This window comes from Hydrogenophaga pseudoflava (assembly GCF_031020795.1).
Classification (GTDB): domain Bacteria; phylum Pseudomonadota; class Gammaproteobacteria; order Burkholderiales; family Burkholderiaceae_C; genus Hydrogenophaga; species Hydrogenophaga pseudoflava_A.
On sequence record NZ_JAVHJP010000002.1, the window covers coordinates 676,968 to 695,335 of the forward strand.

Here is an 18,368-nt window from a genome sequence, read left to right on the forward strand (position 1 = left end):
GATGACCGTGCGCACGTCTGTTGTCCTGTCCGCTCGTGTGGTGTCTGCCCTGGCGCTGGCCGGAGCTTGCCTGTGGCCGTTGCAGGCTCACGCCCTGTTCGATGACGACGAGGCGCGCAAGGCCATCCTCGACCTGCGGCAGAAGTTCGACGCCTACAAGCTGGAGGTCGACGCAAAGCTCAATCGCCTGGCCAGCGAGTCGCGCGAGGCGGGCTCGGCCAGCCAGCGCAGCCTGCTGGAGCTGTCCAACCAGAACGAGCAGCTCAGGGCCGAAATCGCCCGCCTGCGTGGCCAGAACGAGCAGCTGGCCCGTGAAGTGTCCGAGTTGCAACGGCAGCAAAAGGACGTCCAGGCGGGCGTGGATGCACGGCTGAAGCAGGTCGAGCCCAGCAAGGTGACGGTCGACGGCATGGAGTTCTCCGCATCTCCCGAAGAAAAGCGCGAGTACGACGCAGCCATGGAACTGCTGCGCAAGTCGGACTTCGCCGGGGCTGCCTCAGCCTATTCCTCTTTCCTGCGGCGTTTCCCGGGCAGTGGCTACATCCCGTCGGCGTTGTACTGGCAGGGCAATGCGTTGTATGCCACCCGTGCCTACAAGGACTCCATCGACAGCCACCGCAGGCTGGTGAGCCAGTACCCGACCCACACGCGCACGCCGGAAGCCATGCTCGCCATGGCCAACAGTCAGGTCGAACTCAAGGACAGCAAGTCGGCCCAGCGCACGCTCGAGACCCTGGTCCGCACCTATCCGCAGTCTGAAGCCGCCGCCGCGGGTCGCGAACGCCTGTCGCGTCTGCGCTGATTCCGCTGGAAGCCTCCACCCCTCCCGGGGTGAGGGGCGCTTCTACAATCGGTGGATGGATCTCGCCGGCATTCAATCTCTTCAAAGCACTGTTCTCTGGGCCGCTTTCGCGGCCTCTTGTCTTTTCGGGTTCATCGCCCAGCGGACCCAGTTCTGCACCATGGGCGCGGTGAGCGACATCGTCAACATGGGCTCCTGGACCCGCATGCGGATGTGGGGCATGGCGGTGGGTGTCGCCATGATCGGGTTCTACGGCATGGGCTGGCTGGGCTGGATCGATACCGGCAAGACCATCTACAGCTCCGGGCGCATCGTCTGGCTGTCGGCGCTGGTGGGTGGTCTGCTGTTTGGTTTCGGCATGGTGTTGGCCTCCGGTTGCGGTAGCAAGACGCTGGTGCGCATCGGAACGGGCAGCCTGAAGTCGCTGGTGGTGTTTTTCGTGATGGGTTTCTTTGCGTTCGCCACGCTGCGCGGCGTATTGGCTGTGCTGCGAGTCAACACGGTGGATCAGGTGGCTGTGGACTTGGCCGCTGGCGGCAGCCTGCCCATGTGGCTGACGCGATTCGCTGGCCTGGAGCCCGGTTTGGCCGGTCTGATCGCTGCGCTGGTGATTGGCGGTGGTCTGGTGGTGTGGGCCCTGCTCGGAAAAGACTTCCGGACGCCCGACGGGCTGCTGGCAGGGTTCGGGCTGGGCGGAGTGATTGTCTCGATGTGGTGGATCAGTGGCCACCTCGGCTTTGTGCCGGAGCACCCCGAAACGCTGGAGTCGGTGTACCTGGCGACCAACAGCGGGCGCATGGAGTCGTTGACTTTCACGGCACCAATGGCCTATCTGCTGGACTGGCTGATCCACTACAGCGACACCTCCAAGGTGCTGACGCTGGGCGTGGTGACGGTGGGCGGTGTGGTCGTTGGTTCGTTTGTTCAGGCGCTGCTGTCCCGCAGTTTCCGGTGGGAAGGTTTTCGGGACACCCGGGACACGGCGCTGCACCTGGCCGGTGCCGCCTGCATGGGGGTTGGTGGCGTGACCGCCATGGGTTGCACCGTGGGGCAAGGCCTCTCAGGCCTGTCGACACTGAGTCTGACCAGTGCCATCGCGGTCGCCGGCATCATGGCGGGCGCCGTGCTGGGTTTCCGGTTCCAGATCTGGCTGCTTGAGCGCGAATGAACGCAGACTTCGAGCGTCGCTTCGGGGGGCTGCGCCGCCTCTATGGTGTTGCGGGTGCCCAGGCGATCTTTGATTCGCATGTGATGGTGGTGGGCATCGGAGGGGTGGGCGCCTGGGCCGCCGAAGCACTCGCGCGCAGCGGGGTGGGGCGCCTGACACTGGTCGACATGGACCATGTGGCCGAGTCCAACATCAACCGGCAGATTCATGCGCTGACGGACACCGTGGGCATGGCCAAGGTGGAGGCCATGCGCGAGCGGATCGTATCGATCAATCCGGAGTGTCGTGTAGAGGTCGTGGATGACTTTGTGACGGCGGACAACTGGCCGGCGCACGGTCACAACCTGCTGGCGCATGCTGGCCCGCTGGGGCTGATCGATGCCTGTGACCAGGTGCGCGCGAAGACCGCCATGGCAGCATGGGCGGTGGCCCACCGTGTGAACTTCGTGTCCGTCGGGGCGGCGGGTGGAAAGCGGAAACCGCAGGCCATCGAGGTCGGTGACCTGGCCGAGGTGACCCACGACCCGCTGCTGGCCCAATTGCGGTACCGGCTGCGCCGCGAGCACGGCGCATCGCGAACCCGTCGCATGGGGGTGACCTGTGTGTTCAGCCGTGAGCCCGTGGCACCGCCCGATGCTTCCTGCGACATCTCTTCTCCCGACGGATCGCTCAATTGCCACGGCTACGGTTCGGTGGTCAGCGTGACGGCAAGCTTCGGGCTGTGCGCTGCTGGCTGCGTGTTCAACGCGCTTGCAGACGCTGCATCAAACAAACCAGTGAAGCTTTCGAAACAGCGCGAAATGACGCTATAATCTGAGGCTTCGCGCTATCCGATTGGTAGAACAAACCGGATAGAGTGCGGGGCGTTAGCTCAGTTGGTAGAGCAGCGGACTCTTAATCCGTAGGTCGAGTGTTCGAGTCACTCACGCCCCACCAGCGATGGCTGGTTGTTGATGAAGTCCCGGGCGAAAGCCGGGCAAGTGTTCGAGTTTGATGGGACGTTAGCTCAGTTGGTAGAGCAGCGGACTTTTAATCCGTTGGTCGGCAGTTCGAGCCTGCCACGTCCTACCAAAATCCCCTTGTGGGACAAAAAAGCCCGCTACCGAAACGGTAGCGGGCTTTTTTGTTTGCGGCTCCGCTACCAGCGCGCTGCCTGTTTCGCTATGAGCGCTTCTGTGTGTGGCATCGGCTCATTGAGGACGGTGAGACGAGGAAACGTCACCTACACGGTGCAGGTCTTCCGAGTGCAAGGACCTGGAGCAGCCTCCGGAGGATCTTGCTCTGTGAAGGCAGGCCTGAGAGGCCGGCCCGATGCCTGGACCTCAGGACTTGTGGCCTCAGGACGTGTTCTTCTTGAGCATGCCGTAGACCACCAGCAGCACGATGGCGCCCACGACGGAGGCGATGAACCCTGCCGGCTGACCCGGCGTGTAGAGCCCCAGGGCAGCGCCGGCGTAGCTGGCCAGAAACGAGCCGGCGACACCGAGCAGGGCCGTCATGATCCAGCCCATGCTGTCATCGCCCGGCTTGAGCATGCGCGCGACGAGACCTGCGATCAGGCCGATGAACAGGGTGCCGAGAATGGACATCATGCGGAGGACTCCTTACAGAACACAGAGACAGGCCTCTGAGTGGCGGTCACTGTAGCGCCATTCCTTCGGTGGTACAGCTTCCACCACTGCTCGCTGCTCGGCATGTGCAGGACGTCATCCTGCTGCGGCGCTCAGGCGACAGTGCTGGCAGCCTCGATCGCTTCCGACAGTTCGAGCCATTGCGCTTCGACCGACTCGATCTCCTCGTTCACCGCCTTGAGTTGCCGTCCGGCATCGGCCAGGGCTGCCGGGGAGGACGGCGTGCTCATCAGCGTTTCCAGCCGGGCTTTCTCCCGGCCGAGGGACTCCAGGCGCTTCTCTGCCTGCTCCAACGACTTTTTCAGTGGTCGCAGTCGATCTGCAAGTTGCTGACGCCTGAGGGCGTCGAGCTTGCGTTGTTCCGCGCCTCCGGAGGAGGGTGCAGCGGGTTGCGTGCCGACCGGGGCAGCGGAGGCCACCGGTGCCACCGCTGCGGTTTCGGCGCGCGCCTCCTGGCGGCGTGCCTCGCGGGCCTGTTTGGCCACATCCAGCAGGTAGCGCTGGTAGTCGTCCAGGTCACCATCGAAGGGTGCGATACCGCCGCGCGAGACCAGCCAGAACTCGTCGCACACCGCACGCAGCAGCGCCCGGTCGTGCGAGACCAGCATCACCGTGCCTTCGAATTCGTTGAGTGCCACCGACAGCGCCTCGCGCGTGGCCAGGTCCAGGTGGTTGGTCGGTTCGTCCAGCAGCAGCAGGTTGGGGCGCTGCCAGACAATCATGCACAGCACCAGGCGCGCTTTCTCACCGCCGCTCATGGTGCCCACGGCCTGCTTGACCTGGTCACCGGTGAAGTTGAAGCTGCCCAGGAAGCTGCGCAGGTCCTGCTCGCGCGTGGCCTGTCCGCTCAGGCGGCCTTGCGCGGTGCAGTCCTTGACCAGGCGGATCATGTGTTCCAGCGGCGTGTCGGCCGGTCGCAGCACGTCCAGTTCCTGCTGGGCGAAGTAGCCGATGTTCAGGCCCTTGCCTTCGATGATCTCGCCGCTGATGGCGCCGAGGTCGCGCGCGATGGTCTTGACCACGGTGGACTTGCCCTGGCCATTGGCACCCAGGATGCCGATGCGTTGTCCGGCGAGCACCGACTTGCTGACGCCGCGCACGATGGTGATCGGCGCACCACCGTCGGTCGCGGGCGGGTAGCCGAAGCTGACCTCGTGCATCGCCAGCATCGGGTTGGGCAGGTTCTGCGGTTCGGCGAACTCGAAGTTGAACTCGGCCTCGGCCAGCACCGGGCCGATCTTCTCCATGCGCTCCAGCGCCTTGACCCGGCTCTGCGCCTGCTTGGCCTTGCTGGCCTTGGCCTTGAAGCGGTCAATGAACTTCTGCAGGTGCGCCATCTTCTCCTGCTGGCGCGCGTAGGCCGTGGCCTGCAGCGCCATCTGCTCGGCGCGCATGTCCTCGAAGCGGCTGTAGTTGCCGCCGTAGCGGGTCAGCAGCGCGCGTTCGATGTGGACCGTGACGTCGGTGACGGTGTCCAGAAACTCGCGGTCGTGGGAGATCACCAGCAGCGTGCCCTGGTAGCGCTTGAGCCAGTCTTCCAGCCAGACCAGGGCGTCCAGGTCCAGGTGGTTGGTCGGTTCATCAAGCAGCAGCAGTTCGCTCGGGCACATCAGGGCGCGCGCCAGTTGCAGGCGCATGCGCCAGCCGCCGGAGAAGCTGTTGACCGGGCGTTCCAGCTCGTCGGTGCGGAAACCCAGCCCGAGGATCAGGGCCTGTGCGCGGGCAGACGCGTCGTGCGCACCGGCGTCGTGCAGCGCCATGTAGGCGTGCGCCATGCGCTCGCCGTCGTCGGTGGCCTCGGCCGCGGTCACTTCCTGCTGGGCGGCCAGCAGCGTGACGTCGCCTTCGATGACGAACTGCGTGGCCGGCATGTCGGTCTCGGGCATGTCCTGCGCGACCTGGGCCATGCGCCACTGAGCGGGGACGCTGAAGTCGCCCTTGTCTTCGTGCAGCGTGCCGTCGAGCAGGCGGAACAGGCTGGATTTGCCGGCGCCATTGCGCCCCACGAGGCCGACCTTTTCGCCGGGGTTGATGGTGCAGGAGGCGCCGTCGAGCAGGACCTTCGTGCCACGACGAAGGACCAGGTTTTTCAGGGTGATCATGGAGAAACGGGTTGGGAGGCCGCGTGCGCGCGCAGCGCCTCGGCGGTCAGCAGCAGCACCTGGTCGTCACCGGCGCTGGTGGAGAGCCAGACCACTTCCAGCGTCGGGAAGGCGGCCTCGAAGAAAGGGCGCTCGTGGCCGATTTCGAGCACGAGCACACCCTGCGGGGACAGGCGAGAAGGCAGGTCGCGCAGCAGGGCGCGCACAAAGTCCATGCCGTCGGTGCCGCCGGCCAAAGCCATTTCGGGCTCGGCGCGGAACTCGGCGGGCAATTCGGCCATGCTCTGCGCGTTCACATAGGGCGGGTTGCACAGCACCAGGTCCCAGGGGCCCGGGCACGCGGCAAGTCCGTCGGATTCGGTCAGCGTGATGCGGCTTTGCAGGCCATGACGGTCGACGTTGATGCGCGCCACCGCCAGCGCGTCGGGCGAGAGATCCGCACCGGTCACCTCGACGTCGGGCCAGGCCATGGCCGCGAGCACGGCCAGGCTGCCGTTGCCGGTGCACAGGTCGAGCACCTGCCGCGTGTCCTCGCCGAGCCAGGCGTCGAAGCCGCCGTCGGCGATCAGCTCCGCGATGAAACTGCGCGGCACGATGGCGCGTTCGTCGACATAGAACGGGACCCCCTGCAGCCAGGCCTCGCGGGTCAGGTAGGCGGCAGGCTGGCGGGTCTCGATGCGGCGGGCGATCAGGGCCTCGACCTGCCCGGCCGCATCGTCGGACACCGGCTGTGACGCGATGGCGTCGAGGTCGCTGTCCAGCGGCAGACCGAGGGACCAGAGCACCAGCCAGACGGCTTCGTCGCGCGCATTGGTGGTGCCGTGGCCATAAGAGAGCTCGGCGGCGTCGAGCCGCGTCTTGGCGCGGTCCAGCAGTTCCAGCAGGGTCATGGTGCTCAGCCGGCCTGCGACGCGTTGCGGTGGAGCCGCTGCAGCACGCCGAGATAGATCTGCGTCAGCGGCTCGATGTCGGCCAGGAGCACGTGTTCGTCGACCTTGTGGATGGTCGCGTTGGGCGGGCCGAGTTCGATCACCTGGGGGCAGATCTGTGCGATGAAACGCCCATCGCTGGTACCGCCGGTGGTGGAGAGCTCGGTGGTGATGCCGGTGGTGTCCTGGATGGCGGCGCGCACGGCATCGACCAGGGGCCCCGGGGTCGTGAGAAAGGGCAGGCCGCCCACGGTCCACCCCAGCTCGTAGTCGCTGCCCGGCTGCAGGCCATGGCGGGCCAGCACGCTGGCCACGCGGCTCTGCAGACCTTCGGGCGTGGACTCGGTAGAGAAGCGGAAGTTGAAATCGATGACCACGGTGCCCGGAATCACGTTGCTCGCGCCGGTGCCGCCATGGATGTTGCTGACCTGCCAGCTGGTCGGAGGGAAGAAGGCATTGCCTTCGTCCCATACCGTGGCCGCCAGTTCCGCCAGCGCCGGCGCGGCCAGATGAATCGGGTTTTTCGCCAGCTGCGGATAGGCGATATGGCCCTGGATGCCCTTGACCGTGAGCTTGCCGCTCATGGTGCCGCGGCGGCCGTTCTTGATCATGTCGCCGGTGCGCTCGACCGAGGTCGGTTCGCCCACGATGCACCAGTCCAGGCGTTCACCGCGGCGCTGCAGCTCCCGGCAGACCACCACGGTTCCATCGTTGGCCGGGCCTTCTTCGTCGCTGGTGAGCAGGAAAGCGATGTCGATGGCCGGTTGCGGGGTGGCGGCCAGGAACTGCTCGCAGGCCACCACCATGGCCGCCAGCGAGGTCTTCATGTCGCTGGCGCCGCGTCCGAACAGCTTGCCGTCGCGGTGGCTGGGCACGAAGGGGTCGCTGGTCCAGGCTTCCAGCGGGCCGGTCGGCACCACATCGGTGTGGCCGGCCCAGATGAGGGTGGGACGCTGGCCCGTGCCGCAGCGCGCCCACAGGTTGGCCACGCGAAAAGACGCCGGGCCGCTGTCAAGGCGCTGGCAATCAAAGCCCAGCGGCCGCAGCCGCGCCGCGATGAGGTCCAGGCAGCCCGCGTCGTCGGGCGTGACCGAGGGGCGGGCAATCAGTTCTTCGGCAAGGCGCAGCGTGGCGGTCATCAGAATTTGACGTCGAGCGTGAACTCGGTGAAGGTGGCCTGGTCGCTCTGGTCGTCGTCCGCCGGCGTGGCCGCCTGGTTGGACTTGGAGGCGTTGAAGTCGTTCTGCAGACGCCACATCAGGTTGTTGGGGGAGTCGGCATGCACCAGCGCCTCGTTGCGCGAGACGAGACCGTCGATCACGAGTCGCGCCAGATCCTGCTCGAAACTCTGGGAACCCACCGCCAGCGACTTTTCCATCGCCTCGCGCACGCCGGAGAAGTCGCCCTTCTGGATCAGGTCGGCCACCAGCGCGGTGTTGAGCAACACCTCCATCGCCGGCACACGGCCGCCGGTGTGGGTGCGCAGCAGGCGCTGCGACACCACGGCGCGCAGGGCGGCCGCGAGATCGCCGAGCATGGTGGGGCGCACCTCGACCGGGTAGAAGTTGAGGATCCGGTTGAGCGCCTGGTAGCTGTTGCTGGCGTGCAGGGTGGCCATGCACAGGTGGCCCGACTGGGCGTACGCGATGGCGGCCGACATGGTTTCCCGGTCGCGGATTTCGCCGATCAGGATCACGTCTGGCGCCTGGCGCAGCGCATTCTTCAGGCCGATCTGCAGCGACGCGGTGTCTCGGCCCACCTCGCGCTGGTTCACCACCGAGCGCTTGTTGCGGTAGACGTACTCGATCGGCTCCTCGATAGTGAGGATGTGACCGGTGCTGTTCTCATTTCGGTGGTCGATCATGGCCGCCAGCGTGGTCGACTTGCCGGCGCCGGTGGCGCCGACCATGAGCACGAGACCGCGCTTTTCCATCACGATCTCGTTGAGGATCGGCGGCACGTTCAGCGAGTCCAGCGCCGGCACATCGGCCGGAACAAAGCGGATCACCACCGCGTAGTTGCCACGCTGGCGCATGGCGCTGACCCGGAAGTTGCCGATGCCGTCCAGCGGCACCGCCATGTTCAGCTCACCGGTTTCCACCAGTTCCTCGATGCGGGCCGGCGGCACGATTTCGGACAGCAGGTTGCGCGGCGCCTCGGGCGGCAGCACCTGGCTGTTGATCGGGATGGTCTGGCCGTTGATCTTGATCATCGCCGGCGCATGGGCCGACAGGTACACGTCCGAGGCCTTCTTGTCGGCCATCAGGCGCAGGATGCGCTCCATCGTTCCGCTGCTCATGTCGGCTCCCGGGTCAGGCGTTGAGTTCAGTCGCGCAGCAAGTCATTGATGCTGGTTTTGGAGCGCGTCTGTGCGTCCACACGCTTGACGATGATGGCGGCGTACATGCTGTAGTCGGCACCGTTGGCGGCTTTCTTGGGCAGGTTGCCGCTGACCACCACGGAGCCGGAGGGCACGCGGCCGTAGCTGATCTCGCCGGTGGCGCGGTCGAACAGGGGGGTGCTCTGGCCGATGTACACGCCCATGCCGAGAACGGAGTTTTCTTCCACGATCACGCCTTCCACCACCTCAGAGCGGGCGCCGATGAAGCAGTTGTCCTCGATCACCGTCGGGTTGGCTTGCAGCGGTTCCAGCACGCCGCCGATGCCGACGCCGCCCGAGAGGTGCACGTTCTTGCCGATCTGGGCGCAGGAACCGACCGTGGCCCAGGTGTCGACCATGGTGCCCGAGTCGACGTAGGCGCCGATGTTCACATAGGAGGGCATCAGGATCGCGCCCGAGGCGATGAAGCTGCCGCGGCGCGCCACAGCCGGCGGCACCACGCGCACACCGGTGGCCTTGAGTTCGGCCTCGGAGAGGTGGGCGAACTTGGTCTGCACCTTGTCGAAGAAGGCCAGGTCACCGGCCTTCATGACCGCGTTGTCCTTCAGGCGGAAGGACAGCAGCACAGCCTTCTTGATCCACTGGTGCACCGTCCACTGGCCGACGCCTTCCCGGGTGGCGACGCGCAGCTTGCCGACGTTGAGCTCGGCGATCACGTGTTCGACCGCGTCGAGCACCTCTTTCGGCGCGGAGGCGGGCGAGAAGTCGGCGCGCTGTTCCCAGGCGTTGTCGATCAGGGTTTGCAGTTGTTGGGTCATGAGACGGGTCGGCGTTGGGGTTGAAACGGTTGATCAGCGGGACTGTTCGCGGCAGAAGCGCACGATGCGTTCGGCGGCTTCCAGGCATTCGGCGGGTTCGGCCACCAGGGCCATGCGCACGCGGCCGGCGCCGGGATTGGCGCCACCACTGGCTCGGGCCAGGTAGCTGCCGGGCAAAACGGTCACATTGTATTGAGCCAGCAGTTCCCGGGCGAAGGCCTCGTCGGCGCTCAGGCCGGCCACCTTGTCCTCGAAGGACGCCGGCACGCCGGCCCAGAGGTAGAAGGCTGCGTCGGGCAGGGCCACGTCGAGCACCTCGGCCAGCATGGGGGTGACGGCCGCGAACTTCTCGCGGTACTGGCGGCGGTTGTCGATGACGTGCTCCTCGTCGGCCCAGGCGGCCACGCTGGCGGCCTGCACCGCGGGGCTCATGGCGCCGCCGTGGTAGGTGCGGTAGAGCAGGAAGCTCTTGATGAGCGCCGCATCCCCCGCCACGAAGCCGCTGCGCAGACCGGGCACGTTGCTGCGCTTGGACAGGCTGGTGAACATCATGAGGTTGCGGAAGTCCGGGCGGCCCAGCTTCACGGCCGCCTCCAGACCACCCAGCGGCGGTTCGTCGCGGAAATAGATCTCGCTGTAGCACTCGTCGGACGCGATCACGAAGCCGTAGCGGTCGCTCAGTTCGAACAGCTTCTGCCACTCGTCCAGCGGCATCACGGCGCCGGTGGGGTTGCCGGGCGAGCAGACGAAGATCAGCTGCGTGCGCGCCCAGACCTCCTCGGGCACGCTGTCCCAGTCCACCGCGAAGTTGCGTGCCGGCACACTGGGCACGTAGAAGGGCTGGGCGCCACCGAGCAAGGCCGCGCCCTCGTAGATCTGGTAGAACGGATTGGGAAAGGCCAGCGTGGCGCCGGGCTTTGTCGCGTCCAGCACGGTCTGTGCGAAGGCGAACAGGGCCTCGCGCGAGCCGTTGACCGGCAGCACCTGGGTGGCGGCGTCCACCGCCACACCGTAGCGGCGCTGCATCCAGGCGGCGCAGGCCTGGCGCAGCGCAGGTTCACCCGCAGTGGCCGGGTAGCCGGTCAGACCGGTGTCCAGCGCGGCGGCCAGCGCGTCCTTGAGCATCTGGGGCGTGGCGTGTTTGGGCTCGCCGATGCCCAGGCTGATGGGACGAAGCCCGGGGTTGGGCGTGACGCCCGCGAACAGCCGGCGCAGCCGCTCGAAGGGGTAGGGCTGCAGGAGAGACAACTTGGGGTTCATGGGCGGCGATTATCCCAAGGCCTCACGGCGCGGTCGCGGGCACGGTTTCCACGGGGCCGACACGGTATCATTCGCGCTGCGGTCCGGCCCCAGCCCGGGGAGGATTATTCAAATAAATCAACCAGTTAGCGTTCCGCGACCGAACTCCCGTGCGCCTCAATTCGATCAAGCTGTCCGGCTTCAAGTCTTTTGCCGAGCCGACCAACTTCATGCTGCCGGGCCAGCTGGTGGGCGTGGTCGGTCCCAACGGCTGCGGCAAGTCCAACATCATGGACGCGGTGCGCTGGGTGCTGGGCGAGAGCAAGGCCTCCGAGCTGCGTGGCGAGTCCATGCAGGACGTGATCTTCAACGGCACCAACAACCGCAAGCCGGCCAGCCGGTCCAGCGTGGAGCTGGTGTTCGACAACAGCGACCACCGGGCCGGCGGCCAGTGGGGCCAGTTCACCGAGATCGCGGTCAAGCGCGTGCTCACGCGCGACGGCACCAGCAGCTACTACATCAACAACCAGCCGGTGCGCCGCCGCGACGTGCAGGACGTGTTCCTGGGCACCGGCCTGGGCCCGCGCGCCTACGCCATCATCGGCCAGGGCACGATCAGCCGAATCATCGAATCCAAGCCCGAGGAACTGCGCCTGTTCCTCGAAGAGGCCGCGGGCGTCTCCAAGTACAAGGAACGCCGCCGCGAGACCGCCAACCGGCTGGCCGACACGCGCGAAAATCTGACCCGGGTCGAGGACATCCTGCGCGAGCTCAACGCCAACCTCGACAAGCTGGAGAAGCAGGCCGAGGTGGCGGCGCGCTACAACGAGTTGCAGTCCGGCGCCACGCTCAAGCAGCACCAGCTGTGGTTCCTCAAGCGCGCAGAGGCCGAGGCCGACCAGGTCAAGGTCAAGGCCGACGCGGCGCAGGCGGTGAACGACCTGGAGTCGCGCACCGCGGATCTGCGCCGGGTCGAGTCCGAGCTGGAAACCATCCGCCAGGCGCATTACGCGGCCGGCGACCAGGTCAACCAGGCGCAGGGCAAGCTGTACGAGGCCAGCGCCGAGGTGGGCAAGCTCGAGGCCGAGATCCGTTTTGTGGTGGAAGGCCGGCAGCGCGCCGAACAGCGGCTGGCGCAGCTCAAGGAGCAGATCGCCTCCTGGTCCACCCGCAGCCAGGACGCCGCGGTCGAGTTGGAGCAACTGGCAGAGAACATCGTCGCGGCCGAAGAGCGTTCGGTCGAACTCGCCGCGCAGGGCGAAGAGCAGGCCGGCAATCTTCCTTCGCTGGAAGACGCGCTGCGCGCCGCACAGAACGCCGCCAACGAGCAGCGGGGCAGTGTGGCCCAGGTGCAGCAGCAGATCCAGGTGCTGGCCGCCGAGCAGCGCAACATCGAAGAGCAGAGCCGCCAGCTCAACCAGCGCCGCGAGCGCCTGGTGGCCGACCGCAACGCACTGGCCGCGCCCGACGAGGCCCGCCTCGCGCAGTCGCAGGCCTCGTTCCAGCAGGCCGAGCAGGCCGCCGAACTCGCCGAGGCGGTGCTGCACGAGTTGCAGGAGAGCGTGCCCGAGCTGGACGAACAGCGCCGCGCGGCGCAGCTGGCGGTCAACCAGGAATCGGCGAAGCAGTCCGACCTGTCCGCCCGGCAGGAAGCGCTCAAGGCGCTGCAAGAGAAAGTGCGCACCGACGGCAAGCTCAAGCCCTGGCTGGCCAAACACGGCCTGGACGGCCTGCAGGGCCTGTGGAGCCGTATTCATATCGAGCCCGGCTGGGAAAACGCTCTCGAATCGGCTCTGCGCGATCGCCTGAGTGCGCTGGAGGTCTCGCGCCTGGAGATGGTGCGCGCCTTCGGCAACGACGCGCCGCCGGCCAAGCTGGCCTTCTACAGCCCGCCCACCACGGCCGAAGTGCCCGCACCGGCCCGCGCCGGTCTCAGGCCGCTGGCCGACTGGCTTCGCCTGAACGACGCCGGGCAGAAAGCCCTGCTGGCCGACTGGCTGCAGGGTTGCTGGACCGCCGCGAATCTGGACGAGGCCATGGGGCTGCGCAGCCAGTTGCAGGCCGGCGAAGCCCTCTATGTGCCGGCCGGCCACGTGGTCACGGCGCACAGCGTCGGTTTCTATGCCCCCGACAGCGAGCAGGCCGGCCTGCTGGCGCGCGCGCAGGAAATCGAGAACCTCGACAAGCAACTCAAGGCCCAGGTGCTGATTGCCGAACAGGCGCGCGCCGCGCTGGTGCGTGCCGAGGCCGCCTACACCGACGCCTCTCAGCGCCTGGTGGCCGCGCGCCGCGAAGGCGCCGAGACCCGCACCCGCGCCCACGAGTTGCAGGTGGACATGCTGCGCCTGACCCAGCTGGCCGAGCAGACCCGCGCCCGCAGCGAACAGATCGCCGCCGACCTTGCCGAGGTCGACGGCCAGCTCGACGACCTGCAGGAGCGCCGTGTCACCGCCGAAGCGCGCTTCGAAGAACTCGACATGCAGCTGGCCGACAGCCAGGAGCGCCATGCCCAGCTCGACGACAAGGTGATCGCCGCGGAACGCCGGTTGAGCGATGCGCGCGAGCAGCAGCGGGGTCTGGAGCGTCAGGCGCAGGAAGCCACCTTTACCCTGCGCAGCCTGCAAGCGCGCCAGGGCGAGCTGCAGCGCTCGCTGGAAACCGCCGGTGCGCAGGAGAAGTCGCTGGCCGACGAAGCCGCGCGCGCCGCTGAAGAGTTTTCGCGCCTGAACGACGCCGCTGCGCAGGCCGGGCTGCAGTCGGCGCTGGCCATGAAGCTGGAGCGCGAGCAGGCGCTGGGTGCGCTGCGCAGCCAGTACGACGACCTGACCGCCAAGCTGCGCGCCAGCGACGAGCACCGCCTCAAGCTGGAGCGCGAGCTGGACCCGCTGCGCCAGCGCATCACCGATTTCCAGCTCAAGGAGCAGGCCGCGCGTCTGGGCGTCGAGCAGTACAGCCAGCTGCTGGCCGAGGCCCAGGCCGACCTGGCCGCGGTGTCGCAGAGCATCACCGAAGGCAATGTGCGCCTGACCGGCCTGCAGTCCGAGATCGACCGCTTCCACCGCGAGATCCAGTCGCTGGGTGCGGTGAACCTGGCCGCGCTGGACGAGCTGACCGCCGCGCGCGAGCGCAAGACCTTCCTCGACGCCCAGTCCAAGGACCTGATCGAGGCGATGAACACGCTGGAGGACGCGATCAAGAAGATCGACGCCGAAACCCGCGACCTGCTGGGTAACACCTTCAACACCGTCAACGAGCACTTCGGCCGGATGTTCCCCGAGCTGTTCGGCGGCGGCAACGCCCGGTTGGTGATGACCGGCGAAGAAATCCTGGACGCGGGCGTGCAGGTCATGGCCCAGCCGCCGGGCAAGAAGAACCAGACCATCCACCTGCTTTCGGGCGGCGAGAAGGCGCTGACCGCCATTGCGCTCGTGTTCGCCATCTTCCAGCTCAACCCGGCGCCGTTCTGCCTGCTCGACGAGGTGGACGCGCCATTGGACGACGCCAACACCGAGCGCTACGCCCGCCTGGTGACCAGCATGAGCAAGAAGGGCACCCAGTTCCTGTTCATCAGCCACAACAAGATCGCCATGGAAATGGCCGAACAGCTGATCGGCGTGACCATGCAGGAGCAGGGCGTCTCTCGCATCGTGGCGGTGGACATGGAGTCCGCCGCCGGTATGCTCGAATCCGCCTGAGACCCACACCCCACCATCGCCGACTTTCACCCATGAGCACCCTGCAAATCAGCCTGGCCATCGTCGGCGGTCTTGTTCTCGCAGGCGTGGTCGCCTACAACGCCTGGGTCACGCGCCGCAGCGCACCGCGCACCGCCCGGGGCCTGCCCGAGGCCGACCTTCCCCGCGATGCCGCGGGCGCGGACACCGTGCCGGCGGGTGACGCGGAACCACTGGCCGACCACCGTGTGGTGGGTGACGGCGAGCGCATCGAACCGGTGCTGCGCGACGAGCCGGTGGAAGCGGTTTCGGTGCGCGAAGAAGTGCGGCCGGTGCCCTCGGTGGCGGTCACGCTCAACCATGTCGTCGCCACGCCAGACCGGCGGCCCGGACTGGATGCCCTGATCGATGTCATCGCCCCGCTGCAGCTCGATGGCGAGGTCTCGGGAGACGCCGTGATCGCGGCCCTGCCGGGCACGCGCCGAGTGGGGAGCAAACCGTTTGCCGTGGAGGGACTGGTCGAAGACGGCGGCGAGTGGGAAGCGCCCCGGCCGGGGCAGCGCTACAAGGCCCTGCAGGTGGGCGTTCAGCTGGCCAACCGCGCCGGCGCCCTGAACGACATCGAGTTCTCGGAGTTCGTGATGAAGGCCCAGGCCTTTGCCGACGCCATCGGCGCCATGCCGGATTTCCCGGACATGCGCGCCGAAGTGGCGCGGGCCCGCGAGCTGGACGCCTTTGCCAGCGGTCACGACGCACAGCTCGGCTTCACACTGCGCGCACGCCGCGCAGCCTGGAGCCCGGGCTACGTGTCGCAGAACGCCGCGCGCTTCGGATTTGTGGCGGGCGTGTTGCCCGGCCGCATGGTGCTGCCCGGCAGCGCCGTGGGCCAGGCGCCCATCCTCAGCCTGTCGTTCGATCCGCAGGCGGCCATGGCCGAAGACCCGGAGCAGAGCGCGCTGCGCGAGATCAACCTGTCGCTGGAGGTCACGCACGTGCCCCGCAGCGAACAGCCCTTTGTGCGCCTGCGCCAAGCCGCCTCGGCGCTGGCCGAGGCCATGGACGGCGTGGTCACCGACGACGCCGGCCAGCCGCTGGGCGCCGACACCATGGACAGCATCGGCGCCGACCTCGAGTCGCTGTACGACGCGCTGGACAGCCACGACCTGTCCGCCGGTTCCCCGCAGGCCCGCCGCCTGTTCTCCTGATGACCCAAGACCTGTTTGCCGCCGAGCCCACGCCGGCGGAGCGTGCCTCCGAACTGCGCGCGCAACTGCACCACCATGCCCACCGCTACTACGTGCTCGACACGCCGGAGATCCCGGACGCCGAGTACGACCGGCTGTTCCAGGAGCTGCAGGCCATCGAGGCGGCACACCCCGAGCTGCTCACCCCCGATTCGCCGACCCAGCGCGTGGGCGGCAAGGTGCTCGACGGACTGGTGCCGGTGCGCCACGCGGTGCCGATGCTGTCGATACAGACCGAGACCGACACCACCGCGGGCGGTGCCGAGGCCTTCGATGCAAGGGTGCGGCGCGAACTCGGCCGGACCGACACGGAGGCCCCCGTCGAGTACGCGGCCGAACTGAAGTTCGACGGCCTGGCGATCAATCTGCGCTACGAGCAGGGGGTGCTGGTGCAGGCGGCCACACGCGGCGACGGCGAGACCGGCGAGGATGTGACCCAGAACATCCGCACCATCGGGCAGATTCCCCTGCGGCTTTACGGGGCCGCACCCGAGGTGCTCGAGGTGCGCGGCGAGGTCTACATGCGCCGCGACGATTTCGAACGGCTGAACGAACGCCAGCGCGAGAAGGGCGAGAAGACCTACATCAACCCGCGCAACACCGCCGCCGGCGCGGTGCGCCAGCTCGACCCTGCGGTGACCGCACAGCGCCCGCTGTCCTTCTTCGCCTACGGCATGGGCGAGGTACGCGGCTGGGTCGTGCCCGGCACGCACAGCGGCCTGCTCGACGCGCTGGCCGCTTTCGGCCTGCCGGTCTGCGCCGACCGCTGCGTGGCGTTGGGCGCCAATGGCCTGGTGGCGTTCCACGCGCAGATCGCCGCCAAGCGCGACGCGCTGCCATTCGACATCGACGGCGTGGTTTACAAGGTCAACTCGCTCGCGCTGCAGCGCGAGCTGGGGTTCAAGACCCGCGAACCGCGCTGGGCCGTGGCGCACAAGTACCCGGCGCAGGAACAGCTCACGACGGTGCAGGCCATCGATGTGCAGGTCGGCCGCACCGGCAAGCTCACGCCGGTGGCCAAGCTGGCCCCGGTGTTCGTCGGCGGCGTGACGGTGACCAACGCAACGCTGCACAATGAGTCCGAGGCGCGCCGCAAGGACGTGCGGGTCGGCGACACCGTGATCGTGCGCCGTGCCGGCGACGTGATCCCCGAGGTGGTGGCGGTGCTGACCGACAAGCGCCTGGACGGCGCTCAGCCGTTCACCATGCCGACCCGCTGCCCGGTCTGCGGCAGTGAGGCCGTGCGCGAGGATGGTGAGGTAGACCACCGGTGCACCGGCGGCCTGTTCTGCGGCGCGCAGCGCAAGCAGGCCATCCTGCACTACGCCCAGCGGCGTGCCGTGGACATCGAGGGCCTGGGCGACAAGCTGGTGGAACAACTGGTGGATGGTGACGTGGTCAAGACCCTGCCGGACCTCTACCGCCTGGGGCTGATGGCTTTGGCCAATCTGGACCGCATGGCTCAGAAGTCCGCACAGAATGTGCTGGACGCGCTGGAAAAATCCAAGCAAACCACGCTGCCGCGTTTCCTGTTTGGCCTGGGCATCCGCCACGTGGGCGAGGCCACTGCCAAGGACCTGGCGCGCCACTTCGGCAATCTCGACGACATCATGGCGGCCAGCGAGGAGCGGTTGCTGGAAGTCAACGATGTCGGTCCGACGGTGGCTCAGAGCATCCACACCTTCTTCCAGCAGCCGCACAACCGTGAGGTGGTGGAGCAGCTGCGCGCCTGCGGCGTGCGCTGGGAAGAGGGCACCCCCGCCGAGCGCGCGGCCCAGCCGCTCACGGGCAAGACTTTTGTGCTGACCGGCACCTTCCCCACGCTCCGTCGTGAAGAGGCCAAGGAGCTGCTCGAAGCCGCCGGCGCCAAGGTGGCCGGCTCGGTGAGCAAGAAGACCGACTACGTGGTGGCCGGCGAAGAAGCCGGCAGCAAGCTGGACAAGGCGCGCGAGCTGGGCGTGGCGGTGCTGGACGAGGCCGGCATGCTGGCCTTGCTGGCTACTTGAACTTGTAGTGGTCGCGGTTGAGAACCGCGGCCACCGCCGTCACTTCCTCAGGAAACAGGCCCAGGTTCATCCGGGTGTTGCACATCTCGACCATGCCGCGCAGCAGCCCCGCGTTGTTGAACCTTCCCCCCGGCTTGTAGATCGCGCCGCCGTCGCCGCCCACCTTGCTGGCGTGGCACTGGGCGCACTTGTGTTCGGCGATCAGCTTCTCTCCCAACGCCAGATCGGCCCCCTTGAAGATGTCGGCGCCCTGGGCGAAGACTGCGCCTGAAAACGCCAGGGTGGACAAAGCGGTGCCAATCGGCGCGAGTTTCATGGGTCCTCCTGACAGCGTGATGGCAGCAATTACAGGGGCGGGTATCTCTGCTCACTCTAGCTGCGCCACAATCGCGCGCCATCAGGGCAAAACCCCAA

Annotated in this window: 14 protein-coding genes and 2 tRNA genes; 8 read left to right on the forward strand and 8 right to left on the reverse strand. The window is 67.3% G+C overall.

The annotated features are described in order from the left end of the window. Position 1: 1 nt before the first annotated feature. The 5 genes from ybgF (at position 2) to RCO38_RS09000 (ending at position 3,041) form a co-directional block, all read left to right on the forward strand. Positions 2 to 802: a tol-pal system protein YbgF gene (gene ybgF, locus RCO38_RS08980; RefSeq protein WP_308327951.1), complete on the forward strand. Its 801-nt coding sequence runs from the start codon at positions 2 to 4 to the stop codon at positions 800 to 802. Positions 803 to 857: 55 nt separating this feature from the next. Then, a complete protein-coding gene (locus RCO38_RS08985) occupies positions 858 to 1,970 on the forward strand; it encodes a YeeE/YedE family protein (protein ID WP_308327952.1) in 1,113 nt (370 codons plus the stop codon). Further along, on the forward strand, positions 1,967 to 2,782 hold the full coding sequence (locus RCO38_RS08990) for a tRNA threonylcarbamoyladenosine dehydratase (protein ID WP_308327953.1): 816 nt from the start codon (positions 1,967 to 1,969) through the stop codon (positions 2,780 to 2,782). Before RCO38_RS08985 ends, RCO38_RS08990 begins: the two co-directional genes overlap by 4 nt. A gap of 48 nt (positions 2,783 to 2,830) precedes the next feature. Next, positions 2,831 to 2,906 (forward strand) — tRNA-Lys (locus RCO38_RS08995). 59 nt (positions 2,907 to 2,965) lie between these two features. Continuing rightward, positions 2,966 to 3,041 (forward strand) — tRNA-Lys (locus tag RCO38_RS09000). A 266-nt stretch (positions 3,042 to 3,307) separates the two neighbouring features. On the opposite strand, the gene RCO38_RS09005 is transcribed toward RCO38_RS09000, so the two are convergent. The 7 genes from RCO38_RS09005 to dapC form a co-directional block, all read right to left on the reverse strand. Then, on the reverse strand, positions 3,308 to 3,562 hold the full coding sequence (locus RCO38_RS09005) for a GlsB/YeaQ/YmgE family stress response membrane protein (RefSeq protein WP_308327954.1): 255 nt from the start codon (positions 3,560 to 3,562) through the stop codon (positions 3,308 to 3,310). A 131-nt stretch (positions 3,563 to 3,693) separates the two neighbouring features. Next, positions 3,694 to 5,703, reverse strand: coding sequence for an ABC-F family ATP-binding cassette domain-containing protein (locus RCO38_RS09010; RefSeq protein WP_308327955.1), 2,010 nt, complete (start codon positions 5,701 to 5,703; stop codon positions 3,694 to 3,696). After that, on the reverse strand, positions 5,700 to 6,593 hold the full coding sequence (gene prmB, locus RCO38_RS09015; RefSeq protein WP_308327956.1) for a 50S ribosomal protein L3 N(5)-glutamine methyltransferase: 894 nt from the start codon (positions 6,591 to 6,593) through the stop codon (positions 5,700 to 5,702). The genes RCO38_RS09010 and prmB overlap by 4 nt, the downstream gene beginning before the upstream one ends. A gap of 5 nt (positions 6,594 to 6,598) precedes the next feature. Further along, positions 6,599 to 7,771 carry a succinyl-diaminopimelate desuccinylase gene (gene dapE, locus RCO38_RS09020; RefSeq protein WP_308327957.1) on the reverse strand — a complete coding sequence of 391 codons (1,173 nt, stop codon included), beginning with the start codon at positions 7,769 to 7,771 and terminating at the stop codon, positions 6,599 to 6,601. After that, positions 7,771 to 8,931 (reverse strand): PilT/PilU family type 4a pilus ATPase, encoded by a 1,161-nt coding sequence (locus RCO38_RS09025; RefSeq protein ID WP_308327958.1) that lies wholly within the window; start codon positions 8,929 to 8,931, stop codon positions 7,771 to 7,773. The genes dapE and RCO38_RS09025 overlap by 1 nt, the downstream gene beginning before the upstream one ends. Before the next feature lie 26 nt (positions 8,932 to 8,957). Then, positions 8,958 to 9,791 (reverse strand): 2,3,4,5-tetrahydropyridine-2,6-dicarboxylate N-succinyltransferase, encoded by an 834-nt coding sequence (gene dapD / locus RCO38_RS09030; protein WP_308327959.1) that lies wholly within the window; start codon positions 9,789 to 9,791, stop codon positions 8,958 to 8,960. A gap of 33 nt (positions 9,792 to 9,824) precedes the next feature. Then, on the reverse strand, positions 9,825 to 11,051 hold the full coding sequence (gene dapC, locus RCO38_RS09035; protein ID WP_308327960.1) for a succinyldiaminopimelate transaminase: 1,227 nt from the start codon (positions 11,049 to 11,051) through the stop codon (positions 9,825 to 9,827). Between the two features lie 149 nt (positions 11,052 to 11,200). Here dapC and smc point away from each other — a divergent pair, with 149 nt between their 5' ends. From smc to ligA, 3 genes are read left to right on the forward strand one after another with little or no spacing between them, the layout of a single operon-like run. Further along, on the forward strand, positions 11,201 to 14,725 hold the full coding sequence (smc, locus tag RCO38_RS09040; RefSeq protein WP_308327961.1) for a chromosome segregation protein SMC: 3,525 nt from the start codon (positions 11,201 to 11,203) through the stop codon (positions 14,723 to 14,725). Positions 14,726 to 14,757: 32 nt separating this feature from the next. After that, entirely contained in the window at positions 14,758 to 15,909 is a 1,152-nt protein-coding gene (locus RCO38_RS09045; RefSeq protein WP_308327962.1) for a cell division protein ZipA C-terminal FtsZ-binding domain-containing protein, read from the forward strand. Further along, a complete protein-coding gene (gene ligA / locus RCO38_RS09050) occupies positions 15,909 to 17,954 on the forward strand; it encodes an NAD-dependent DNA ligase LigA (protein WP_308327963.1) in 2,046 nt (681 codons plus the stop codon). Before RCO38_RS09045 ends, ligA begins: the two co-directional genes overlap by 1 nt. Here the strand turns inward: ligA and RCO38_RS09055 are convergent. Then, positions 17,947 to 18,270 carry a hypothetical protein gene (locus RCO38_RS09055; RefSeq protein ID WP_308327964.1) on the reverse strand — a complete coding sequence of 108 codons (324 nt, stop codon included), beginning with the start codon at positions 18,268 to 18,270 and terminating at the stop codon, positions 17,947 to 17,949. The genes ligA and RCO38_RS09055 overlap by 8 nt on opposite strands. Between the last annotated feature and the right edge of the window lie 98 nt (positions 18,271 to 18,368).

Bases quoted from the DNA above. Each gene is read 5' to 3' on its own strand.
- ybgF (WP_308327951.1), top strand. From the start codon at position 2: ATGACCGTGCGCACGTCTGTTGTCCTGTCCGCTCGTGTGGTGTCTGCC.
- RCO38_RS08985 (WP_308327952.1), top strand. From the start codon at position 858: ATGGATCTCGCCGGCATTCAATCTCTTCAAAGCACTGTTCTCTGGGCC.
- RCO38_RS08990 (WP_308327953.1), top strand. From the start codon at position 1,967: ATGAACGCAGACTTCGAGCGTCGCTTCGGGGGGCTGCGCCGCCTCTAT.
- RCO38_RS09005 (WP_308327954.1), bottom strand. From the start codon at position 3,562: ATGATGTCCATTCTCGGCACCCTGTTCATCGGCCTGATCGCAGGTCTC.
- RCO38_RS09010 (WP_308327955.1), bottom strand. From the start codon at position 5,703: ATGATCACCCTGAAAAACCTGGTCCTTCGTCGTGGCACGAAGGTCCTG.
- prmB (WP_308327956.1), bottom strand. From the start codon at position 6,593: ATGACCCTGCTGGAACTGCTGGACCGCGCCAAGACGCGGCTCGACGCC.
- dapE (WP_308327957.1), bottom strand. From the start codon at position 7,771: ATGACCGCCACGCTGCGCCTTGCCGAAGAACTGATTGCCCGCCCCTCG.
- RCO38_RS09025 (WP_308327958.1), bottom strand. From the start codon at position 8,931: ATGAGCAGCGGAACGATGGAGCGCATCCTGCGCCTGATGGCCGACAAG.
- dapD (WP_308327959.1), bottom strand. From the start codon at position 9,791: ATGACCCAACAACTGCAAACCCTGATCGACAACGCCTGGGAACAGCGC.
- dapC (WP_308327960.1), bottom strand. From the start codon at position 11,051: ATGAACCCCAAGTTGTCTCTCCTGCAGCCCTACCCCTTCGAGCGGCTG.
- RCO38_RS09045 (WP_308327962.1), top strand. From the start codon at position 14,758: ATGAGCACCCTGCAAATCAGCCTGGCCATCGTCGGCGGTCTTGTTCTC.
- ligA (WP_308327963.1), top strand. From the start codon at position 15,909: ATGACCCAAGACCTGTTTGCCGCCGAGCCCACGCCGGCGGAGCGTGCC.
- RCO38_RS09055 (WP_308327964.1), bottom strand. From the start codon at position 18,270: ATGAAACTCGCGCCGATTGGCACCGCTTTGTCCACCCTGGCGTTTTCA.